Source organism: Neobacillus sp. SRL179 (genome assembly GCF_984799095.1).
The window spans coordinates 3,139,472-3,161,697 of sequence record NZ_OZ481792.1 but is presented as its reverse complement, the minus strand read 5'-3'; the positions used below and the strand labels follow the sequence as shown (position 1 = coordinate 3,161,697).

22 protein-coding genes are annotated in these 22,226 nt (G+C 37.1%); 17 read left to right on the top strand and 5 right to left on the bottom strand.

From position 1 onward, the window contains the following. Window positions 1–8 precede the first annotated feature (8 nt). The 12 genes from AC4E8C_RS15545 to AC4E8C_RS15490 all read left to right on the top strand — a co-directional run bounded on the left by AC4E8C_RS15545 (window position 9) and on the right by AC4E8C_RS15490 (window position 12,318). Window positions 9–1,208: a CCA tRNA nucleotidyltransferase gene (locus tag AC4E8C_RS15545; protein ID WP_490207564.1), complete on the top strand. Its 1,200-nt coding sequence runs from the start codon at window positions 9–11 to the stop codon at window positions 1,206–1,208. Then, the gene (locus tag AC4E8C_RS15540) at window positions 1,193–2,170 is read left to right on the top strand and encodes a biotin--[acetyl-CoA-carboxylase] ligase (RefSeq protein ID WP_490207563.1); all 978 of its coding nucleotides are present in this window, start codon (window positions 1,193–1,195) and stop codon (window positions 2,168–2,170) included. Before AC4E8C_RS15545 ends, AC4E8C_RS15540 begins: the two co-directional genes overlap by 16 nt. 295 nt (window positions 2,171–2,465) lie before the next feature. Beyond that, window positions 2,466–3,302, top strand: coding sequence for a 3-methyl-2-oxobutanoate hydroxymethyltransferase (gene panB, locus AC4E8C_RS15535; protein ID WP_490212583.1), 837 nt, complete (start codon window positions 2,466–2,468; stop codon window positions 3,300–3,302). Further along, window positions 3,299–4,147, top strand: a complete 849-nt coding sequence (gene panC / locus AC4E8C_RS15530) for a pantoate--beta-alanine ligase (protein ID WP_490207562.1) — start codon at window positions 3,299–3,301, stop codon at window positions 4,145–4,147. The genes panB and panC overlap by 4 nt, the downstream gene beginning before the upstream one ends. Before the next feature lie 27 nt (window positions 4,148–4,174). Continuing rightward, on the top strand, window positions 4,175–4,558 hold the full coding sequence (panD, locus tag AC4E8C_RS15525; RefSeq protein ID WP_490207561.1) for an aspartate 1-decarboxylase: 384 nt from the start codon (window positions 4,175–4,177) through the stop codon (window positions 4,556–4,558). A gap of 135 nt (window positions 4,559–4,693) precedes the next feature. Further along, on the top strand, window positions 4,694–7,489 hold the full coding sequence (gene dinG, locus AC4E8C_RS15520; protein WP_490207560.1) for an ATP-dependent DNA helicase DinG: 2,796 nt from the start codon (window positions 4,694–4,696) through the stop codon (window positions 7,487–7,489). A gap of 48 nt (window positions 7,490–7,537) precedes the next feature. Continuing rightward, window positions 7,538–8,389, top strand: a complete 852-nt coding sequence (locus AC4E8C_RS15515; RefSeq protein WP_490207559.1) for a ComEC/Rec2 family competence protein — start codon at window positions 7,538–7,540, stop codon at window positions 8,387–8,389. 179 nt (window positions 8,390–8,568) lie between these two features. After that, the gene (locus AC4E8C_RS15510) at window positions 8,569–9,042 is read left to right on the top strand and encodes a cell wall elongation regulator TseB-like domain-containing protein (protein ID WP_490207558.1); all 474 of its coding nucleotides are present in this window, start codon (window positions 8,569–8,571) and stop codon (window positions 9,040–9,042) included. A 31-nt stretch (window positions 9,043–9,073) separates the two neighbouring features. After that, window positions 9,074–10,255, top strand: a complete 1,182-nt coding sequence (locus tag AC4E8C_RS15505) for a pyridoxal phosphate-dependent aminotransferase (protein WP_490212582.1) — start codon at window positions 9,074–9,076, stop codon at window positions 10,253–10,255. A 250-nt stretch (window positions 10,256–10,505) separates the two neighbouring features. Then, window positions 10,506–11,207, top strand: coding sequence for a DnaD domain protein (locus AC4E8C_RS15500; protein ID WP_490207557.1), 702 nt, complete (start codon window positions 10,506–10,508; stop codon window positions 11,205–11,207). 93 nt (window positions 11,208–11,300) lie between these two features. Next, window positions 11,301–11,963 (top strand): endonuclease III, encoded by a 663-nt coding sequence (gene nth / locus AC4E8C_RS15495; RefSeq protein ID WP_490207556.1) that lies wholly within the window; start codon window positions 11,301–11,303, stop codon window positions 11,961–11,963. After that, entirely contained in the window at window positions 11,956–12,318 is a 363-nt protein-coding gene (locus AC4E8C_RS15490; RefSeq protein WP_490207555.1) for a YpoC family protein, read from the top strand. Before nth ends, AC4E8C_RS15490 begins: the two co-directional genes overlap by 8 nt. A gap of 30 nt (window positions 12,319–12,348) precedes the next feature. Here AC4E8C_RS15490 and AC4E8C_RS15485 read toward each other — a convergent pair whose 3' ends face one another. Continuing rightward, window positions 12,349–14,964, bottom strand: a complete 2,616-nt coding sequence (locus AC4E8C_RS15485) for a PBP1A family penicillin-binding protein (RefSeq protein WP_490207554.1) — start codon at window positions 14,962–14,964, stop codon at window positions 12,349–12,351. Window positions 14,965–15,007: 43 nt separating this feature from the next. Then, window positions 15,008–15,610, bottom strand: coding sequence for a Holliday junction resolvase RecU (gene recU, locus AC4E8C_RS15480; protein ID WP_490207553.1), 603 nt, complete (start codon window positions 15,608–15,610; stop codon window positions 15,008–15,010). Window positions 15,611–15,820: 210 nt separating this feature from the next. Here recU and AC4E8C_RS15475 point away from each other — a divergent pair, with 210 nt between their 5' ends. The 3 genes from AC4E8C_RS15475 (at window position 15,821) to AC4E8C_RS15465 (ending at window position 17,863) form a co-directional block, all read left to right on the top strand. Next, the gene (locus AC4E8C_RS15475; protein ID WP_490207552.1) at window positions 15,821–16,798 is read left to right on the top strand and encodes a DUF2515 domain-containing protein; all 978 of its coding nucleotides are present in this window, start codon (window positions 15,821–15,823) and stop codon (window positions 16,796–16,798) included. Window positions 16,799–17,139: 341 nt separating this feature from the next. Continuing rightward, window positions 17,140–17,415, top strand: a complete 276-nt coding sequence (locus tag AC4E8C_RS15470) for a hypothetical protein (RefSeq protein WP_490207551.1) — start codon at window positions 17,140–17,142, stop codon at window positions 17,413–17,415. Window positions 17,416–17,506: 91 nt separating this feature from the next. Continuing rightward, window positions 17,507–17,863, top strand: a complete 357-nt coding sequence (locus AC4E8C_RS15465) for a DUF1798 family protein (RefSeq protein WP_490207550.1) — start codon at window positions 17,507–17,509, stop codon at window positions 17,861–17,863. A 101-nt stretch (window positions 17,864–17,964) separates the two neighbouring features. Here AC4E8C_RS15465 and AC4E8C_RS15460 read toward each other — a convergent pair whose 3' ends face one another. Next, window positions 17,965–18,174 (bottom strand): YppF family protein, encoded by a 210-nt coding sequence (locus tag AC4E8C_RS15460; protein WP_490207549.1) that lies wholly within the window; start codon window positions 18,172–18,174, stop codon window positions 17,965–17,967. Window positions 18,175–18,363: 189 nt separating this feature from the next. Between AC4E8C_RS15460 and AC4E8C_RS15455 the strand changes: the two genes are divergently transcribed. Further along, the gene (locus AC4E8C_RS15455; protein ID WP_490207548.1) at window positions 18,364–18,915 is read left to right on the top strand and encodes a YppG family protein; all 552 of its coding nucleotides are present in this window, start codon (window positions 18,364–18,366) and stop codon (window positions 18,913–18,915) included. A gap of 427 nt (window positions 18,916–19,342) precedes the next feature. Here the strand turns inward: AC4E8C_RS15455 and AC4E8C_RS15450 are convergent, their stop codons facing one another. After that, window positions 19,343–19,825: an Hsp20/alpha crystallin family protein gene (locus AC4E8C_RS15450; protein ID WP_490207547.1), complete on the bottom strand. Its 483-nt coding sequence runs from the start codon at window positions 19,823–19,825 to the stop codon at window positions 19,343–19,345. 190 nt (window positions 19,826–20,015) lie between these two features. On the opposite strand from AC4E8C_RS15450, the gene hcp reads away from it, so the two are divergent. Continuing rightward, window positions 20,016–21,305 carry a hydroxylamine reductase gene (gene hcp, locus AC4E8C_RS15445; protein ID WP_490207546.1) on the top strand — a complete coding sequence of 430 codons (1,290 nt, stop codon included), beginning with the start codon at window positions 20,016–20,018 and terminating at the stop codon, window positions 21,303–21,305. A gap of 51 nt (window positions 21,306–21,356) precedes the next feature. Here hcp and AC4E8C_RS15440 read toward each other — a convergent pair whose 3' ends face one another. Beyond that, a complete protein-coding gene (locus AC4E8C_RS15440; protein ID WP_490207545.1) occupies window positions 21,357–22,055 on the bottom strand; it encodes a Crp/Fnr family transcriptional regulator in 699 nt (232 codons plus the stop codon). Window positions 22,056–22,226: the final 171 nt, after the last annotated feature.

Here is a 22,226-nt window from a genome sequence, read left to right as displayed (position 1 = left end):
TGAATGGAATGAAAGAACCCTTTTTATCGGCTATTCCCGTTTTAAAGCGACTTGAGGCTTCAGGCTTTGAAGCTTATTTTGTAGGGGGATCGGTTAGAGATTATCTTCTTGACAGACCGATTCACGATGTTGATATTGCCACATCTGCTACCCCAGAAGAAGTAAAAGAAATATTTTCAAAGACAATTGATATAGGCATCGAACATGGAACTGTGCTGGTGATAGTAGATCATAAGTCTTATGAAATAACCACTTTCCGGTCAGAAGGAGAATACCAAGATTTTCGGCGGCCAAAAGAGGTATCATTCATTCGGAATTTAACCGAAGACCTCCAACGAAGGGATTTTACGATGAACGCGATGGCAATGGATCGATATGGAACAGTCATTGATCCTTTTAATGGACAAGCGGCTATTGCGAATAAAATGATTCAAACGGTTGGTTTAGCGGAGGATCGTTTCCATGAAGATGCATTAAGAATGATGAGAGCGGTTCGATTTGTCAGCCAGCTCTCCTTCTCTATAGAGGAAAAAACCAATCGTGCTTTAACAACGCTTGCTCCGCTGCTTAACAATATTGCTGTTGAAAGAAAGAGGGCAGAATTTGAAAAACTGCTAGTTGGGGAAAGCTGGAACAACTCTATTAGAATCCTCTTGGAGTCGAATGTATTTTCCTATTTACCTGGCTTAGTAAACAAAAAAACGGAAATAGAAAAAATATTAAATTTAAAATGTACAGGACTTACTAAAAATGAAATGTGGAGTTTACTTCTTTTTTATTTAAATTTAAACGGAAAAGCGGTTGAAAGCTTTTTGCGGGATTGGCGGCTTCCTGTTAAAGAGATTAAAGAAATTCAACAAATTTTACTTTTTGTGAAAAAAAGGCTTGTCCAAAAATGGTCTCTATTTGACTTATATTTAGCGGGCAGTGACATGATTACTTCTGCAGAAAGACTATACAACGTGTTAAAAGATTCTTCTGAAGCGGAATCCCTACAGTATTGGTTAAGCCTTTATAAACAGCTCCCTATTAAGGACCGATCTGAAATGGCTGCTACAGGCAGTGATCTCATGAAATGGTTCAATTGCTCAGGAGGTCCATGGTTAAAGGAAATGCTTTTGCAAGTGGAATGTGCAATCGTGACTGGAAAAGTTAAAAATGATAAACAGATGATTGAGGAGTGGTTAAGAACGTGCAGTCAGAAATAAGAAAAAAAATGCTTGATGCATTTACAAATGCGAATAAAGCCTTTTTATCTGGACAACATCTTGCTGAACTGATTGGCTGCTCAAGGACCGCAGTTTGGAAGCATATAGAGGAATTAAGAAAAGAAGGTTTTGAATTAGAAGCAGTTAGAAATAAAGGCTATCGAATTGTCAAAACGCCGGAAAGAATAACGGCAGATGAGATCAGATTAGGCTTAACAACTGATTTTATCGGTCAAAACATCCATTACGAGGAAAGAGTTGAATCCACACAAAAAATTGCTCATCGCTTGGCCAACGAAGATTGGCCAGAAGGTACGGTGATTATTGCTGAAGAGCAGGTATCTGGGAAAGGAAGAATGAATCGAACATGGCATTCTCCGAAATATACTGGCATTTGGATGAGTCTCATCCTTAGACCAAGCATTCCCCTTAGCAAGGCACCACAATTGACTCTTTTAACCGCAGTAGCCATTGTGCAAGCAATGGAAGAGGAAACAGGACTTCAGCCTGAAATAAAGTGGCCAAACGATATTTTAGTGAATGGCAAAAAAGTAACAGGAATATTAACTGAATTACAAGCTGAATCTGATCGCATCCATTCCATGATTATTGGAATGGGTATCAATGTAAATCAGAAGAAAGAGGATTTCCCAAGTGAGCTGAAGGAAAAGGCAAGCTCTCTTTATCTTGAAGAAGGGAAGCTTGTTTCCAGAGCTAACTTAATTAAAAGTATATTTAGGAATTTTGAAAAATTATATTTAGTTTATTTAGAGCAGGGCTTTTTCCCAATTAAGCTTTTATGGGAGGGATATGCCATCAGTATTGGTAAAACCCTTAAAGCCAGAACATTAACTAATGTAATAGAAGGGAAAGCATTAGGAATTACGGATGATGGAGTATTAAGATTAGAAGATGTGAACGGAATCGTGCATCATATTTATTCGGCAGATATTGAGGTTTAGTTAGGGCTTAGGTTTTATTATGTCAACGATTAATTGTATCTAACAAAAACATGGACTTGCGCTTTTCTGAAAATTTGCTATAATTTCCTTGGGCAGTATCTTCCTAGAACTGCACCTTTTTGTAAATCTAATTGATAATTTAAAAGGTTTCTGCCTAGATCCGTATAACGGACCGGGACAGAGGGATGGAACATGCAACCGAGTATTAAGGATCCTCTGCCTTCAGAAGGATCTTTTTTATTTGTTCTGTAATGAAGTTTTATCACCTCTCCCATTACTAAAGGAGGGAAAAATGATGAAGCAAACAACTGATTTCTTAAAAATGAAAGAGAGCAATGAAAAAATTGTCATGCTGACCGCCTATGATTTTCCGTCTGCCAAACAAGCAGAACAAGGGGGAGTTGACGTCATTTTAGTTGGTGACTCTCTTGGCATGGTAGTCCTAGGTTATGATTCCACCATACCTGTGACAACCGAGGATATGATTCATCACACAAAAGCAGTCAAACGAGGAGCAAAAGATACATTTATTGTGACAGACCTTCCATTTTTGACCTATCACCTTTCATTAAGGGATACCTTAATCTCTGCAGGCAGACTTATGCAAGAAGCGGGAGCCCACGCGGTAAAACTTGAAGGAGCCGATGAAGTTATTGACCATATTGCTGCACTGACAAAGGCAGGAATTCCTGTTTGCGGACACTTAGGACTAACACCACAATCCGTTGGGGTTTTAGGTGGTTATAAAGTTCAAGGTAAAGATGCACATGCGGCTCAAAAACTGATGAATGATGCAAAGAAAGTGGAGGAAGCAGGTGCTTTTGCCCTTGTTCTGGAATGTGTGCCAAAACAGTTGGCGGAGGAAGTTTCTAAATCCATTTCTATTCCTGTGATTGGGATTGGGGCGGGACTCAATGTTGATGGGCAGGTTTTAGTCTATCATGATATTCTAGGCTATGGTGTCGAAAGAGTGCCCAAGTTCGTAAAACAATACCATTCAGTCAATCCATTTATGATTGAGTCCATTCAGGCCTATGTTTCTGAAGTGAAAAGTAAGCAATTTCCTGAGGATAAGCACTCGTTTACGATGAAAGAAGAAGAACTTAAAGTTCTTTATGGAGGCATAAAATGAAAGTCATTACTACCATAAAGGACATGCAAGCTGAAATAGTGAAACAAAAGGGTTTAGGAATGACAGTCGGCTATGTCCCAACAATGGGGTTTTTGCATGAAGGTCATTTAACCCTAATATCGCAAGCTAGACAGGAAAACGATCTTGTTGTCATAAGTATATTTGTTAATCCATTGCAGTTCGGACCGAATGAGGATTTTTCCAGCTACCCTCGTGATTTTGAGAGGGACCGCGCTTTAGCAGAGGCAGAAAAGGTTGATATTCTTTTTTATCCGACTGTTGAGGAGATGTATCCATGCAAACCATCAGTAAGCGTAATGGTTACTGAGCGAACTGATGTATTATGTGGAAAATCGCGCCCAGGTCATTTTGATGGGGTTGCCACGGTCCTTACTAAATTATTTAATATTGTAACGCCAACTAGGGCTTATTTTGGGAAAAAGGATGCCCAGCAGGTTGCTGTTGTAGATGGGCTAATAACTGATTTTAATTTTCCTATCGAGTTAATTTCAGTTGATATTGTACGTGAAGAGGATGGACTTGCAAAAAGTTCCCGTAATATTAATTTACTTCCTGATGAACGACAGCAAGCCACAGTTCTCTATAAGAGTCTTCTTGCTGCCAAAACAGCTATTGATGATGGGGAGCAGATGCCGTCTACATTAATTAATATGATAAGAGAGATGATTACACAGGAATCGATAGGGCAAATTGATTATATTGAAATCCTTTCTTATCCACAGTTAAAGGACCTGAAGAAATTAGAAGGAAACATTATCCTTGCACTTGCAGTGAAATTTTCAAAGGTTCGTTTAATCGACAACATTATTATTCAAATTGCATAGTAATCATACCTACAGGGAGGAATACGTTTGTTTCGTACGATGATGAATGGAAAAATACATCGAGCAACAGTGACAGAAGCTAATTTAAACTATGTTGGCAGTATTACAATAGATGAAGATCTATTAGATGCAGTTGGAATGATTGCAAATGAAAAGGTACAAATTGTAAATAATAATAATGGTGCCCGCCTAGAGACCTATATTATTCCAGGAAAAAGGGGCAGTGGAGTTATTTGTTTAAATGGTGCAGCTGCCCGTCTTGTCCAAGTGGGGGATATTGTTATTATTATTTCTTATGCACTTGTTACGGCAGAAGAAGTCCATTCTCATACCCCAAGAGTAGCAATATTAGATGATAACAATCAGATAAAAGAACTTATTCATGCTGAACCGGCACTTACCATTATGTAGAATCCCCAAATACTTGGGGATTTTTTTTTAAGGATTTTAATTTTGCCTGATATAATGGTAGAATTTGAATCATTATAGATTATTTTTTAGATATTAATGATATCGTTGAATGAACAAAGGTTTGGAGTGTTAAAAATGATAGGTAAATTCGTTGTAGTTGATTTGGAAACAACAGGGAACATTCCAAAAAAAGGCGATAAAATAATTCAATTTGCAGCTGTGGTTATTGAAGATGGAAAAATCACCGAACAATTTTCGTCGCTAATCAATCCACAAAAACCGATTCCAGCATTTATTGAAGAATTAACAGGAATAAATGACAGTATGGTAAAAGATGCACCCCTGTTTTCTGAGATAACAGAAAAAGTTACTGCGTTATTGGAAGATGCTTATTTTGTTGCCCATAATGTTTTGTTTGACTTATCCTTTCTTCAAGAAGAATTAATCCTTGCAGGATGCGAGGGCTTTTACGGATCTGTTCTAGATACAGTAGAAATGGCAAGAATTTTATATCCTACTGCTGATGGGTATAAACTTTCGGATTTAGCAGAAAGAGAGAATCTTTATCACGATCGTCCTCATCAGGCAGATAGTGATGCTCTAGTGACGGCAGAATTATTCCTTATCATGATAAAACAATTATCTTTATTGCCGTACATAACGCTCAAACAGCTATCACATTTATCAGGGGGGTTAAAGAGCGACCTTCAGCAGTTTCTAGATGAAGTAATCGAGAAAATGAATAAAAAGCTGGAGCCATTGCCAAACACCATCGAGATTTTCAAGGACATCGCTTTAAAGAAGAGTACTGTTGAAGACATCGACCTAGGAACTCAAAATATGGTTTACCCTGCAAGTGAAGACGAAAAAATGGCGATTATAACAAAAAGTTTTCCATCTTTTGAGAAAAGGGATGGCCAATTTAGGATGATGGACACCATCTATCAATCCTTTCACGAACGAAGACATACTTTAATAGAAGCTGGAACAGGTGTAGGGAAATCAATGGGCTATCTTTTACCCATTGCCTATTTTTCGAAGCAGCAAAGGCAGCCGATAATCGTTAGTACACACACAATTCAACTTCAGGAACAACTTCTGAAGAAAGAAATTCCACTTTTAGCTAAGATCCTCCCATTTGATATACGATGCGTTCTATTGAAGGGCAGAGATCACTACCTAAGTTTAGAAAAATTTCATCAAACATTGAAAGATGAAAATGATAATTATGATACTACATTGACAAAAATGCAAATTCTTGTCTGGCTGATGGAAACGGAAACCGGTGATAAGGATGAATTAAACTTATCAAGCGGCGGTCTGCTTTATTGGAATAAAATTAGGGAAGAACCACCTGTTTTTTCAAAACGCGATTGGAATGAGAAGGATTTCTATCAAAATGCAAAGAGAAGAGCACAAGCAGCTGATATTATTATTACAAACCATTCCTTACTATTAAGTGATATAAAAGGTGACGGTACTATTTTACCTGACTCTGACTACATTGTGATTGATGAAGGACATCATCTTGAAAAAGTTGCAGGACAGTTTTTTGGTTATTCTCTTGATTATTTATCGACGCGTCTTCTTTTAGGTCAGTTTGGTCTCTATGAACAAAAACAGCTATTCTATGATATGGAGCAACTGCTGACCTCCTTTTCTAATCGGGGAGAAATGAAGCCACATCCCTTTGAATTGAACCAAATAGTTGTCGAACTTCACTATGAAATGGACGAGCTTTTTAAATTGATCGCTCATTATGCAAAAACAAGACCTGCGAACAAAAAAGGCTACCATCGTCTTAAAGTTCGTTTTTCTCAAACTGAGAGTGGAAAGGAAATAAAGGCCCTTATACACAGCGCAGAGCGATTTGCTTTTCTATTAAAAGACTTACAAATAGCAATTAGTGAGCGTCTTGAGTGGATAAAAAATGGCAAAAAAAAATTGACGAAAATAGAAGAAACAAAAGTGGAAGAAATAGCCACATTTTTAATTGAACTTGGAGAGCTCCGAGATGCCGTAGTCTGCTGTTTTATTAAAGAAACGGGTGATGTGAAGTGGATCGAATTGGATACTCGTTCACTCCAAAATGTAACTACCTTTTTAGCACAACCTGCAACAGTGGCTAACCAGCTAAAGGAGAAATTCTTTCATGTAAAAAAATCAGTGATACTAACATCTGCCACCCTATCAGTTAATAAATCTTTTGATTACATCATGAAGGAAGTGGGACTTGATACCGAAACGACGAATCAAATCACAATTCCTTCTCCCTTTGAATATAAAAACCAAGTTCAGCTTCTTCTGCCCGAAGATTTACCTGAAATAAATACAGTATCCCTAGATGAATACGTTATTGCGATTACGGAACATATTATTACCATTGCAGAGGCAACAAGAGGAAGAATGTTAGTTCTTTTTACGGCACATGACATGCTAAAGAAAACCTATGAATTAATTCGGGAAAGTGGCTTTCTCAATGAATATGTTCTAATTGCGCAAGGAATTACAAGCGGCAGCCGCACAAGATTAACGAGGAACTTTCAACGGTATGATAAGGCAATTTTGCTTGGAACCAGTAGTTTTTGGGAAGGCGTGGATATCCCAGGGGAGGATCTTTCCTGCCTAATTATCGTAAGACTGCCGTTTAGTCCGCCTGATGAACCGCTCACTGAAGCTAAATGCCAGTTGATTGTAAAACAAGGTGGAAATGCATTTTCTGAATACTCCCTGCCTGAAGCGATTCTCCGTTTTAAACAAGGATTTGGACGGTTAATCAGAACTGAAAACGATCGAGGAATCATGTTTGTTTTTGATAGAAGAATTATGACGACCAAATACGGTAAGTCCTTTTTGAAATCCATTCCGCCTGTTCCTGTAAAAAAAGGAACAATGGATGAACTGGTGGAAATTATTCATAATTGGTTATGATAAAATTTGGTATATGACACATCCTATAACTATCTGGGAGGATTGTGTATGCGAACATTAATCATGATTATGGCGGTTTTGCTTTCGTGCAGCATGTTGGTAAAAGCTGAAACGAATGTCTCTAGTGGGATTGAAAACATTGATTTAAATATTAAGGAGCACCAGGCAGCTGTAACCTTTTTGGGCCTGTCTTCAGGCGAAGCTACGCTTATACAAGGCCCAAATGGAAAAACAATCTTGGTGAACATCGGTGGTGAAAATACCAGTGCAGAATTAGAGGGATGGCTTTCCCTTTATGATGTAAAGGAAATTTCTACCTTAATTCTCACTAATGATGGACAGGAACTATCTTTCCATAAAATTAGCCAGCTCATTTCAAAATATCATATAAAAGAAATCGTCACCACATATGAACTATCAGCATGGTTAACTAGAAAATCGCCTCCCTCTAGTTCTATTTCCATTCATGTATGGGAAGAAGACACAAAAAGGGAAATTCTTCCTGAAATGTTTGCTGCAGTGCCATTTGTCGGTAATGGAATAGATGAAGGTATGGATATCATGTTGAGTATTTTTAGTCATAACATACTTTTGATGACATCCTCAAGCGAGCGGGCTGAACAAGCAATGTTAAGGAAAAATCTTAAAGATATACATGTTTTAAAAATCCCTAATCGTACGTCAAAAGACTTAATATCCGATCAATTAATTCAAAATCTCAATCCTCAAATTTCGATCCTTTTTGCAGCTGAGGAGGACCATCTTGATTCAGAATTACTTCAAGATCTCCACGGGATTTGGTCTGAAGTGTACTTTACAAAAAAACATGGAACAATCACCGTAAAATTTACAGAATCAAATTATGAAATTATTACTATTCCAATAGAGACGGATAAATAAATTGAATGATGATTATATGTAAAAAATTCTTTAATTTAGTAAAGAATCATAACACATCCTGTCCTATCCTGTTATAATAATTAGAAAGATTCTTTACATAAAGAGCACATGGTTTAAAAAGGAGTATCAAGTATGGAAAGTAAAATTGTAGAATTTGCGTACATAGAGAAGTGAGTGTAATGAAAAAGTGGATTTTGGTTCTCGTAATTGTATTAGTAGTGATTTTTGGGTTGTCGCTAAAGGTTTATTTTTCATCTGTTGAACCAGTCAAAGCAGCAGAAAAAAAAGCGGTCGCACTAGCTAATAAAAAGGTTCAAATTAGTACAGTAGATGATTTTCATATTTATAATGGAATCGAGACTGTTAATGTGATTGAAGGGAAAAATAAACAAGGTGAAAATATTATCATTTGGATACCTGAGAAAAGCAAAAAAGTATTTGTGAAAAAAAGGAAAAGTGGTTTAACAAGAGAAGAAGCGATTGAAAAACTTCTCCAAGAAAAAAAACCAAAGAAAATTATTTCAGTTCGGCTTGGAATGGAAAAAAATATTCCATTATGGGAAATTTATTACCGTTCTGAAAATAATTTAATAAATTATTATTATGTTCATTTTGAAAATGGTAAGTGGCTTAAAAAAATTGAAAATCTATAGTAGATAGAAATTGGAGGAGTTTAGGATGGCAGTGAAACTAGCAAATCGGGTGATGTCTCTAACACCATCATCTACGTTAGCCATTACAGCGAAAGCAAAGGAATTAGCGGCACAAGGGGAAGACGTCATTGGATTAGGCGCAGGGGAACCAGACTTTAATACCCCTCAATATATCTTGGACGCTGCAGCTAAGTCTATGAATGAGGGCCATACCAAATATACGCCTTCTGGTGGCTTGCCTGCTTTAAAGAATGCCATTATAAACAAGTTTGAATCAGATCAAGGATTAACATATAAGCCAAACGAAATCATTGTGGGTAATGGTGCAAAGCATGTTCTTTATACCTTATTTCAAGTCCTTTTAAATGATGGGGATGAGGTTATTATTCCCACACCATATTGGGTTAGCTATCCTGAACAAGTAAAATTAGCAGGTGGTGTTCCTGTTTATATTGAGGGCCTTGAACAAAATAATTTTAAAATTACCCCAGAACAATTAAAAGATGCAATTACTGATAAAACGAGGGCTGTTATTATTAATTCACCAAGCAACCCAACCGGTGTTTTGTATTCGGCTGAAGAACTAAGGGAATTGGGTGAAATTTGCCTGGCAGAAGATATACTAATTGTTTCAGATGAAATTTATGAAAAGTTGACATACTTTGGAGCTAAGCATGTATCAATTGCTGAACTCTCCTCTGAGCTAAAAGAGCAAACGATTGTAATTAATGGTGTCTCTAAATCTCATTCGATGACTGGTTGGAGAATTGGCTATGCTGCAGGTAATAATAAGATTGTGGAAGCCATGACCAATTTAGCAAGTCATAGTACTTCCAATCCTACTACAACAGCTCAGTACGCAGCCATTGCTGCATACAATGGTTCACAGGAGCCTGTGGAGCAAATGCGTCAAGCGTTTGAAAAAAGATTAGCGATCATTTATGATAAGTTGGTAGCTGTGCCTGGATTTACATGTGTAAAACCAGAAGGAGCATTTTACTTGTATCCGAATGTTAAAAGGGCAGCCGAAATGACAGGATTTAGCAGTGTAGATGAATTTGTGGAAAGTTTACTAGTAGAGGCAAAAGTAGCAGTTGTTCCGGGATCAGGATTTGGAACACCAGATAATATTCGCTTATCTTACGCTACATCTTTAGAACAATTAGAAAGTGCAGTCGTTCGAATCAAGCAGTTTGTAGAATCAAAACTTTAAAATTACTAATATAAATCCAACACTTAAAAATCAAAAAGTCTGCATATTGCAGACTTTTTGGCTATAAGGAAAAAAGACCTTAAATAAAAGTTTACACTTCCTTATTCTACCCTATAGGACAATTTTTTCCACTTACCCTCCGAAAATAGCCATTTGTTAGTTTTTCTATAATTTCCTTTCCAAAGATGGATACCTAATTCTCTTACTGGATGAGATAGTTCATGTTATACTTATCAGGAGGTGTACTACGATGAAATCAAATATTTTAGCATGGCTCCAAGAAGGAAATATTACCATTCCTACTTTATTATTTTCAGAATATCGAAAGCTAAATTTAAACGAAACGGAACTAGTCCTTTTATTAAATATTCTTACGTTTATAGAAAAAGGAAAGGAATTTCCTACTCCTGAAGAACTTTCGGAAAGAATGACCATTTCTATTTCAGACTGTAATGACCTGCTTAGAAGATTGATTCAACGCGGATTTATTGAAATCATGGATCAATATTCACATGATGGCATCCGGTTTGAAAAGTATTCTGTCTTTCCATTATGGGAAAAGCTAGTGGATCAGTTTATGTTAAACAATCTGGCAGCAAAACAAACCGAAAAAAAATCAGAAGAAACAGACCTTTATACCTGTTTTGAGAAGGAATTTGGCCGTCCCTTGTCACCATTTGAGTGTGAATCTTTAGGAATGTGGCTGGATGACGATCACCATGATCCATCAATTATTAAAGCTGCTCTTCGCGAGGCGGTCATGTCAGGAAAGTTAAATTTCCGCTATATCGATAGAATTCTTTTTGAATGGAAGAAAAATGGAATTAAGACAATAGAACAAGCTAAGAGACATGGACAACAATTCCGTCAAAAGCAATCAGTAAAGGGTCATGTTAAGAATGAGGCTCAACAACCTGCTGTCCCTTTTTATAACTGGTTAGAACAAAAGTAATAAATAATTTTAAAATCGAATTGTAATGCTAATGCATGACTAACGAGAGATACATCTCTCGTTTTATTTCATTTATAATTAGTAGGTGATGTTTTGTTAAATCAGACACAAATTCGTTATTGTTTAGATGAAATGGGTAAGATGTTCCCTGAAGCCCATTGTGAGTTAATCCATTCCAATCCATTTGAATTAGTTATTGCTGTATCCCTATCTGCACAATGTACAGATGCACTAGTCAACAAAGTAACAAAGGAGTTATTCAAAAAATATAAAACTCCAGAAGATTATTTAAAGGTACCGTTGGAAGAACTCCAAAACGACATCCGGTCCATTGGCCTCTTTCGGAATAAAGCCAAGAATATCCAGAATCTTTGCCGCCTCCTTTTAGAGGAATATGGTGGCATATTACCAATGGATAGAGATGAGTTGACAAAGCTTCCAGGGGTGGGCAGGAAGACCGCAAATGTCGTAGTTTCTGTTGCGTTTAACATTCCGGCAATTGCTGTGGATACACACGTGGAACGAGTAAGTAAACGCCTGGGGATCTGCCGATGGAAGGATTCAGTACTCGAAGTCGAGAAGACGTTAATGAAAAAGGTACCAATAGAGGAGTGGTCGGTGACCCATCATCGGTTGATTTTCTTTGGCCGTTATCATTGTAAAGCCCAAAATCCACAATGCTCAAGTTGTCCGTTATTAGAATTATGCAGAGAAGGCAGGAAAAGGATGAAAGGAAAGGTTGCTGTCAATGGATGAACAAGATGAGACAGTCTCTGTTATATTTGCAGAGTGGGTGACTGTTAAGACAAACCTTGAAGCACTATTCCGTAACCGTGACCCCAAAAACGTAAAAGAATGGATGGAAAAGGGAATAAGCCTATTTATGCATTTTTTGTATTACACAAATGGTGGAACATTATCACCTGCCAAGCAAATTCCAGTTGAACAATTTCATTTTAAGCCTGTCAATCTTTCTGAAAGATTAGACTTTATTATTTCAAGACCCACATTATTTCATTCATTCCGTCAACTATCAGAGCTAATGGCAGAGCAGGAAAAGCAATATGTAAAAAGTAAATTAATAAAGAAAGCGACTAGGCCAGATGCCTAGTCGCTTTCTTCGTGAATTCTTTTATTCTCGTTAGTTTTCTCGTGAAACAGTACCTTGACCGGTTGTTGGTGTTCCTGGAAGAGTAGCTGGAGGTGGGGTTGTTCCACCTTGGCCACCTCCATCATTACCATCATTAGTACCGCCAGTACCTTTATCATTACCATTACCTTTATTACCATTACCATTATTACCATTGCCGTTGTTTCCATTACCATCGTTTCCATTACCATTGTTGCCATTTCCATTATTACCATTGCCAGTATCGTTCGGCGGAGGGGTTTCTGTTTCTGGCTTTGGTATCTCAATTGTAGTAGAAACAGGGTCACTCTTTTTATCCCCACTTATAGCTAAGACGGAAATGGTATATTTCTCACCAGGATTTGCAGGAATAGTTAAGCTGGTTTCTGCTTGAACAAGGTGTTGCGGATTAGAAGCATTATTGATCGTGATATCGAACTTCACATCTTCCCCTGTTGGATTGTTATAAGTCCATGCTACCGCAATATTTTTAGCTGCCTCATCATATTTTGAGGTTAGATTTCCTGGTGCCTCAAGCTTGTTATACTTTGTCGAAACCTTTTTAGGTGCATGACCTTTGACAGCATATTCAGTACTAATTTGACTATCTGGTGTATATTCACTTGCCAACACTGGAGGCATAGAGCCTTTTTCAATTCTAACTTTTTGAACACTATTAGGCATTTCAAAATCAGGTGTTTCTTTATCCTTGGAGACGTAAGCCATTAAATTTTTAAAGAGTATCTGCGCAATTCTTTGGTTGTTTCCTTCCGCTGTTATCGGAATGGTCCGATCGCCATAACCAGTCCAAATGGATGCAGTATAATTGGTAGTATAGCCGGTGAACCATGCATCTGGAACCGAACTGCTCTTAATATTATATTTTTTCATTTCAGCATCCGTATAATTTGTTGTCCCTGTTTTACCGGCAATTGGAAGACCTGGAACTTTAGCTCTTGTTCCAGTTCCTGGGGAGACGAGCACACTTTTCATCATATCTGTAATCATAAATGCGGTAGAATCTTTCATAACCACTTTTGGTTCAGGGGCAGTGCTAATCATCGTTCCGTCTCGCAGCTTAATTTTATTTACTGCATGTGGCTTGGTATATAAACCACTATTTCCAAATGCACTATAGGCACCAGCCATTTGCAGTGGAGACACCCCTGTTTCAAAACCGCCGATAGCATATGATTCATAAATTTCTTTTAAAGGAATACCCAGACTGACGGCAAAGTCCTTTGCTTTATCCAAGCCAACCTGTTGAAGGGCTTGAACGGCAGGAGTGTTTCGTGATAATTGCAATGCTGTCCTGATCGTCATTGGTCCTTTGTATTTTTGATCCCAGTTACCAAATTTCTTGCCAGAAGAATAGGTAATCGGTTTATCTTCAATCATTTCATATGTGCCCCAATTTAAGTACTCGATTGCTGGAGCGTAATCAAGAACCGGCTTGATGGTAGAACCAGGCTGTCTAACTGTGTCAATCGCATAGTTAAAGCCCCGTTTTACTGTTTGGTTTCTTCCGCCGCCAATGGCACGGATTTCACTTGTTTTTGTATCAAGGAGAGCAATTCCTGCTTGAAACTTTTCATCTGGATAAGGGACGATGTTAGAATCCTTTGTATTAAGAATTTCGTCCACATGAATTTGGGCATTTTTATCTAACGTTGTATAAATAGTCAGACCATCTGTAAAAATATCAAAATCTGTTGTTGCCTTTACTTCATCAATAACCGCGTCGACAAAGGAATCGAACGGTTTTTCATCAACTTGACGTTGGTCTTCCTTCAAAACGGTAGATGCAACCGGAACCTTTTTGGCGTCTTCCATTTCTTGTTTTGAAATAAATCCATGTTGATTCATTAATGTTAAGACAATATTTCGTCTTTTTTCTGCTAAATCAGGATGGTCAAAGGGATTATAATTATTAGGACTTTGCGGCATTCCTGCGATTTGAGCAGCCTCTGCTAACGATAAGTCTTTTAATTCTTTTCCATAATAGATTTCTGCTGCAGTAGCAAGACCATGGCTGTTTTCAGATACATATACCTTATTCACATACATTTCGAAAATCTGATGTTTCGTATATTGTTGTTCAAGCTGATAGGAAAGCCATGCTTCTTGGACTTTTCGTTTTAATGTTTTTTCTTGTGTTAAAAATGTGTTCTTTACAACTTGTTGAGTGATTGTACTGCCGCCTTCCGCACCGAAACCACGTTGGAAATTTGCCAGTACAGCACCAGCTAAACGTATTGGGTCAATCCCATGGTGTTTATAAAATCGGTAATCCTCTGTTGCTATTACAGCATTTTCAACTACCTTTGGTATGTCTTTATAATTTACATATTCCCGATTTACTGCCCCAACTTCGGTGATAAGGTTATTATCTTTATCTAATATTTTGGATGGTATTGGATCCTTTAATAATTTGGGATCAAGTTTGGGTGTATCTTTTACTAAATAGGCGAAAGTCCCCACTCCTGCAAGTATGCCAACGATTCCGAGAACAACAAGACTAAGAAAAATCTTTTTAAACAGGCCGCCGGATTTTTTTTTGCCCTTTTGCTTCCCTTTGGATTGGAGTTTCTTTCGGCGCTCCTCTCTAGATTTATATTGTTCTGACATATGAAATTCCTTCCTTTCTAACCTACTCAAAAGTGAAACTTTTCTAAAGAAGATCTATTACTTTAATATAGTCAATCCTTGGTTGGAATCCAAGTGGAATGTAATGTCCCTTTTCTTCAATTTCTTCTTTTGTAATTGATTTTCTGCCGCCGTTCTTCATTCTCTCCCAATAGGTTAACAAGTGTTGGGCCTCAAGCAAATATACATGCTCAAATCTTGTAAAACGAAGAATGACAAAACAAATACCTCCCTGATGGATTACCTCTTCCATATGCTGAATTTGATGTTGATGGAAATTTTTAAGTGGAAAAGAGGTAGTGTTTTGTGTTTCTTTGGCTTCAAAATCAATATATTTACCTTTATATACCCCGTTATAGTCTGTAGTCGATGCTAATTTAAAGTAGGCCTCTTTGATTACGGCTGCGCTGCGATTTGGGTAATCCACTTGGACAATTTGAATCGGTGTCGGCTTTTTATGTATGACCGCAATTTTTTGATCTCGATAGTAATCATTTGTTGCATTTAAATCTTCCTCAAGTGTCATACCACGATTACTATAAGAACCATTTTTTTTGATCTTTATTAATTTTTTCGAATCACTTTCCTTTGGTATAAACCTTTTTCCGTTTGGATAATTAAAATTCATGCTTAACACCTCTCAAGCTATTCCTTATCATATCAAATCTTAGCAAGATTGGGTGTATAAAATAAATCTGCTTACACACTCTAATACTAATCTAATACTAATTGTACCGTGAATGCCAAATTTAAGCATGATTCATTGTTCCCGCATAAACAGGTCGAAGCTCCGCCACTAATGGAAACTTAATTACTAATTAAAGGGAAGATGAAGAATATGAATCATCTTACAATACAAGAACAATCAATCATCCGTCAAATAATAACTGAAACTAATAAAAAAAATATTGATAATATCACGAGAACAGAAGCCTATTTTACTTATTTTAAAAAAAATCCCGATATTATTTGGTCTTTTCTTGCAAGTATGGTTTCACGAAATGGGGGATGGAATATGTGTGATTTAGAAGGTTCCATTTTCCCGCATATTATAGAAGCAAAGATGAGGAAACAACTTTTTCTTACATATGAACGTGCCAATTGGCTTATCTTTCATGATGCATACCCCCAATTATTGCTTTATCAATATTCGACGAAACTAAATCGACCAATGTTTCATTTACTTCCTTATTTCCACGTTTCTACGTTTATGCAAAAAGAGTGGAACCTCTATTGGAATGAAAGTGATAAAAAACGGTTAACTACTGCATTCATTATCAATGAGCAAAATGTCATACAAACCCCTGTTATTGAACATCCAATTTATAAGAAAAAAGTTTTCCATTCAAAAATTTTTTCTTTTCAAGATTGGCTTCACTTTAGCTGTGTCTTGTTTCCCACATGTGGGGGCGAAGTCTATGGTGCAAGTGTAAATGGTTTTAAGTCACTTTCAAAAAGAATAAATTTAGGGAAAAGATTAGCAAGTATCCTTTTCCACCCTAGGCTTTTTCCTTACTTTTTGGAATTTGCCGAAAAGACACCGCATACTGGTTCAAGGTTCGATTATGAGCAATATTTTAAAGTGAAAACTAGTCGTAAGACACCATTGTTGAGAACAACCTTTCCAGTAATTGCACACCATCGGCATAATAATCAGGACTGGAGTAAACATCGAAGGGTATCTCCGGCATGGCTGTATTTTCCCGCACGTCATCGTCACCCAGTCCATCTTACTGACTGGTATTTTGCTAAATCTAACCAGCTTCTATTTTTACTCGCATTTCAAAAGTCTTTAAAGCTGGATAAGTGGAAATGAAAAAGCAAGGAATATTTTTCCTTGCTTTTTGGCTTATATTACTCTGCAGGACGATTTGGTCCTTCAAGCTTTTTATCACCGTAGCCTGTTTTTTGTTCTGAAACTGATTTTGTTTGTTTGTTTGTTGGATTATTCTTTTTGGCCATTAAAAACACCTCCTATCCTAGCATGTGCTGATTTCCCTATTTTCATGCGAATTTAAACTATGTCGAATTAGAAGGAAATTCATGCAGATTTGGCACTTTCTTTGACGAACTTCTTCTAGTTTTGTCAGGGGGGCAGGAAGCTATTAAAAGAAGGAGAATACTACCTAATAAATCACTGCGAGGAGGGTTTAATAAATGAATAGACAATTGTCCGAAAAGGAAAAACTGCTTACGAGCTTGATAGATATTTATGACCAATTGGAAGAACTCGACTCTGTTCTTGAAGCCTCATTCTCCGACCATCGCATTTGTTTGAATAAAGAAGAACAAGAAAAATTTGTTATACCAGTTCAAAGACTAGCTGAACTTGGAGAAAAGTTAATTGAAGAAAACACATTTTCCAACAGTGAAACGGCTGATTCAAGGCTCACACAAGGATCACAATCCTTAAAGCTTGAATTAGGCTTTTAAGTAACGTTACAATTATAGTATTGGATGAGAGTAGCATACTACAACATTGCTACTTTTTATTTTGTGTATGGTTAAGAAAGGATCTAGAAAAATGTCAGAAGAAATTCTTCAGTTAACACAAAAACTTTTACAATATAATAGCTTATTTCTTGAATATTATACGGAGGGAAGAGAGAAAGGAATTATTTATGATTTTCATGAGATTATTAAACCATTTGCGGATGAGGTCAAAATAATCAATATTGAGTGGAATAATGCCATGAAAAAGTGGCTGCCAACAATAAATCATAAATACTTACATGTGAAGCAAATCGAAACCACCTCAGAACATATCGATCAGCTCTCGATTCAAGCCTTTTTCCCGAAAACTAGTAAAGCACGGTTTTTAAATTCCCACCGAACAGTAGAATATTTTTTGTTAGAAATAGAAAAAGAAATTGAAAAGTAGAAAAGAGATGCATATGCATCTCTTTTTTGATATTCAATATAATTTTTTAGTACTTTGGAACGATCTTGCCTAGTGTCTTTGTATAAACAAGATCTTCCGCTTTAATGATTTTCGATGAGGGAGTTTTCGTTATCAATATCAGGTATAACCGCGCCTTGGTTTTCAAGCTCACGGACAAGAAGGCGATACTCTTTAATGCTAATTTCATTGTGAATATACGCTTTCTTTGCAAAATCCATTAGTGCATTAACATCATCAGTGGTGTAATCCCGACTTTGAATAAATTTGCTTTTTAATTCACGAATGTTCATAAAATAGCTCCTCCTTCATCATTTTCTCTATAGTATCATGAAAAAAAAGGATTTCTAGTTTTTAAAATATTTAAACTTTAGACAAAATTCCTGTGAATATGACAATGGTGTTAGTTTTTTACCCAATCACCATTTATCTCATAGTTTCATAATGTGTAATAGAGAATAATACAGAGGAGATGTTTGCCCATGCTTGGTAAGAGAAGGCCAGATCATCACTTACATTATGGATACTCGGGGCAAATGATGCACCAAGTTCCATTTACTTCCCAATATCAACAACAACCCATTAATCGAAACCAACCATTACCTTATCAGAATCCACCTATGGCGTATGATTGGATGGCATACCAGCAACAGAACCCTTATCAGCCAGCCATGCAAATTTATGGTCAACCATATCAACAAGGATATTTTCCGCAAAATGTTCCATACCCAACACAGCAGTCTGCTCAAAAAGATGCCCAGTTCCTTTTTCAAAACCCTCTTCAACCAAAGAATGAAATGGTTCAACAACAAGCCTATATGCCTATGAATGGATACCCAATGATGAATCCTTATCCGAAAAATAGTATCATGCCAAAACAGCCTGGCGGAGTGCAATCCATTATGAATTCTTTTAAGTCGCAGGATGGTTCGGTTGACTTAAATAAAATGGTGAATACAGCGGGCCAAATGATGAATGCAGTAAATCAAGTCACCTCACTTGTCAAAGGTTTTGGAGGAATCTTTAAGGCATAATAAAAGAAAAGACGGCAATTACGCCGTCTCAGGCTGTCGAAAAACTTTCGATGGCCTCTTATTTTATAAGTAACCTTTAATAATTCACCACGTTAATTTATTATAATAATGTTAATACATAGACTTTTGAACTTGGTCTGTTGATTGGAGCGGAAGGTGCGAAGACTCCTGCTGGAGTACGGGGCAGGGGAGACCCCGCAGGAGCGAAGCGACGAGGAGGCTCCCCGGCACGCCCGCGGAAAGCGAAGCACCTGGAGCGGAAATCAACAGGCCCCTTAGCAGGGGCGATTTTTAAAGTCGTAATAATTTGTATTTGATTCTAATAAAATAAAAAATTGCCGAGAAAAATCCTCTTTCTCGACAATCTGAGACGGCAATTACGCCGTCTTTTCTTCTTTTAGAAGGACCAAAGGTTTTTACTAGCTTGTTATTCTTCTATTTCAATAATCTTGCCTTTTTGTTGAGGAATATGGATTTGTAATAACCCATTTCGATAAGACGCTTTAACTAATTTTTCATTAATAATTTGCGGAAGAGAAATCGTTCTCGATGTTTGTTGTCGAACGAATTTTCGACGATAAACATGTGTTTGATCATTTTCTTCGGTTTCAAGCTCATTATTTTCAACGGATATAGTTAAATAGTTTCCAGTAATATTTAATTGGATTTGTTCTCTTTTCACTCCAGGAAGTTCGGCAGTAATGATATATTCTGTACCGGTCTCTACCGTTTCAACATGAAAACCTGCACCATTTGGAAAAGGAGATTTAAAAAAATCATCTATGGATTGTAAAAATCCTCGAATTGGTTTTTCCGCAAAGAAATCGTTCATTGATTTTACTAATTCACGAAATGGCTCAGGTGTTTGGTTTTTAGGGTTATTTTTATCACTTGGAAACATGGATGACATGATTTTCCCTCTCTTTCCATTATTTTTCTCCCTATCATATGCTGAAAGAACTAGGTAGGTGCCTCCATAAAATCGCCATATCTTTTTGAACAATTTGTTACAAAGAGAAGTAGTGTGATTATAATCACTCTAAAGTAGTGATGAATTTTGTAGGCTAGAGCAGTAATATACTGGAAAGCGAGGAATTTATATGTTCTGTTATCAATGTGAACAAACCCCTTCGGGTGGATGTACCGTAATGGGTGTTTGCGGAAAAGATGAAACCATTGCAAGTTTACAAGATACCATCATTTTTGGTTTAAAAGGTATTGCAGCCTATCGTACACATGCGAATCAATTAGGATATACAGATCCATTTGTTGATGCAACTACACATGAAGCACTTTATTTAACCTTAACCAATTCTAACTTTAATGTGCAGGAACATATTGATATGGCTTTGAAGGTAGGCCAATCGGCAGTTCGGGTCATGGAAATGCTGGATGAGGCCCACACAAAACGTTTAGGAATTCCTCAGCCAATCCGTGTCAGCCAAAATAAAATTGAAGGCAATTGTATTGTTGTAACTGGTCACAATCTGTTTGCTCTCGAAGAGTTATTGAAGCAAACAGAAGGAAAGGGCATCAATATTTATACCCACTCAGAAATGCTGCCTGCACACGGCTATCCAGCCCTAAAAAAATATAATCACCTAAAAGGAAACATTGGTAAAGCCTGGTATGATCAACGCCGTCTATTTGAAAAATTTCCAGGTGCTATTTTGGCCACAACGAACTGTGTAATGCCAATTAAAGGCTCATATGCAGATAGAATGTTTACGTATGAAGTTGCGGGGCTTGAAAATGTTGAAAAAATAATAAATGATGATTTTACTCCATTAATTCAACGTGCATTAGAGCTGCCAGAAGCAGCCATCGAATCAGATGAAACATTACTAACTGGTTTCCACCATGAAACTGTTCTTGGTCTTGCACCGGAAGTGATTGATGCAGTGAAGGCGGGGAAAATTAAACGGTTCTTCGTAATTGCAGGTTGTGATGCCCCAGGTCATGGCGGGGACTACTATCGGGAACTGGCAACCTCCCTTCCTCCAGAAACGGTGATTTTGACCACATCCTGCGGTAAGTTCAGGTTTAATGATGTGGATTATGGTGTTGTTCCTGGGACAGAGATACCAAGATATATTGATTTAGGCCAATGTAATAATTCTGGTTCTACAGTGAAAATTGCCCTAGCATTAGCCGACGCATTTGGCTGCGAAGTAAACGAACTACCAGTCAGCATTGTATTATCGTGGTTTGAACAAAAAGCAGTAGCCATTTTGTTAGGTCTTTTCAGTCTAGGAATAAAAGATATCCGAATTGGACCAAAACCGCCTGAATTTATCTCTGAAGGTGTGTTAAAGGTACTCCAAGATACTTTTAATCTAAAATTGATTGGTACAGCAAAAGAAGATATGGAAGACATGCTTCAATTATAGGTAAATAAAAATAGAACACTGCAGCAAAATTTGCTGCGGTGTTCTTTATTTTTACAATAAATTTATTTCCTCCATGAGGAGGTCAACGTCAATGATCATGTCGCCTGCTTCATCCACTTCGATGATTTCATCTTTCTTCATCTTTGTTAACGTCCGGCTTATTGTCTCACGAGTAGTTCCAATCATATTAGCCAAATCTCTGTTTGTGAATTCTGACTTTAATACGAGGGTTCCATCATCGCGCCGAACCCCGTGATTCTGTGCAAGCCTGATGAGAAGTTTGACAATTTGTTCATATGTATTATTAAGAATTTGTTCTTCCAGCCGATTTTGTAAATCGACAATTTTTTCACCCAACACTTTAAATACCTTAATACATAGTTCGGGGTTTTCAAGTAACACAGAATCGAATTTTGAAATTGGGACAGCGATAAGGGTGGACGGCTCAAGAACCTCGGCAAAGGCAGGGTAATCTCCTTTTCTAAAAAAGCCTACATGGGGAAACATTTCTCCCTTTTTGGCAATAGCGACAATTTGTTCTCTGCCATTGACGTCACTTTTATAAATTTTAATTTTTCCGCTGTAAATAAAATAAACATTTTCCAGTGGATCGCCCTGGAGAAAAACATGGCTATGTTTCTTCCATTCCCGGACAATTGAAATATCAGTAATTTTCGTTAGTTCAAAATCAGTCAATTCGCGAAACAGGGTAAAATCAGAAAGTACACGTTTAATTTCCTCAATTTTCATGGTATCACCTTCAAATTCTTTTCGATTACAATCTATTGTACCAAAGATTCACACCATAATTAGAGATTCATTTGAATTTAGTTAAAAGGTTTATAATTTAAATATTGTACAAAGTGCTGGAAAAAGGTTTCTCTCCTTTTTAAAACAATAATTTTGTTTTCCTCTTTCATA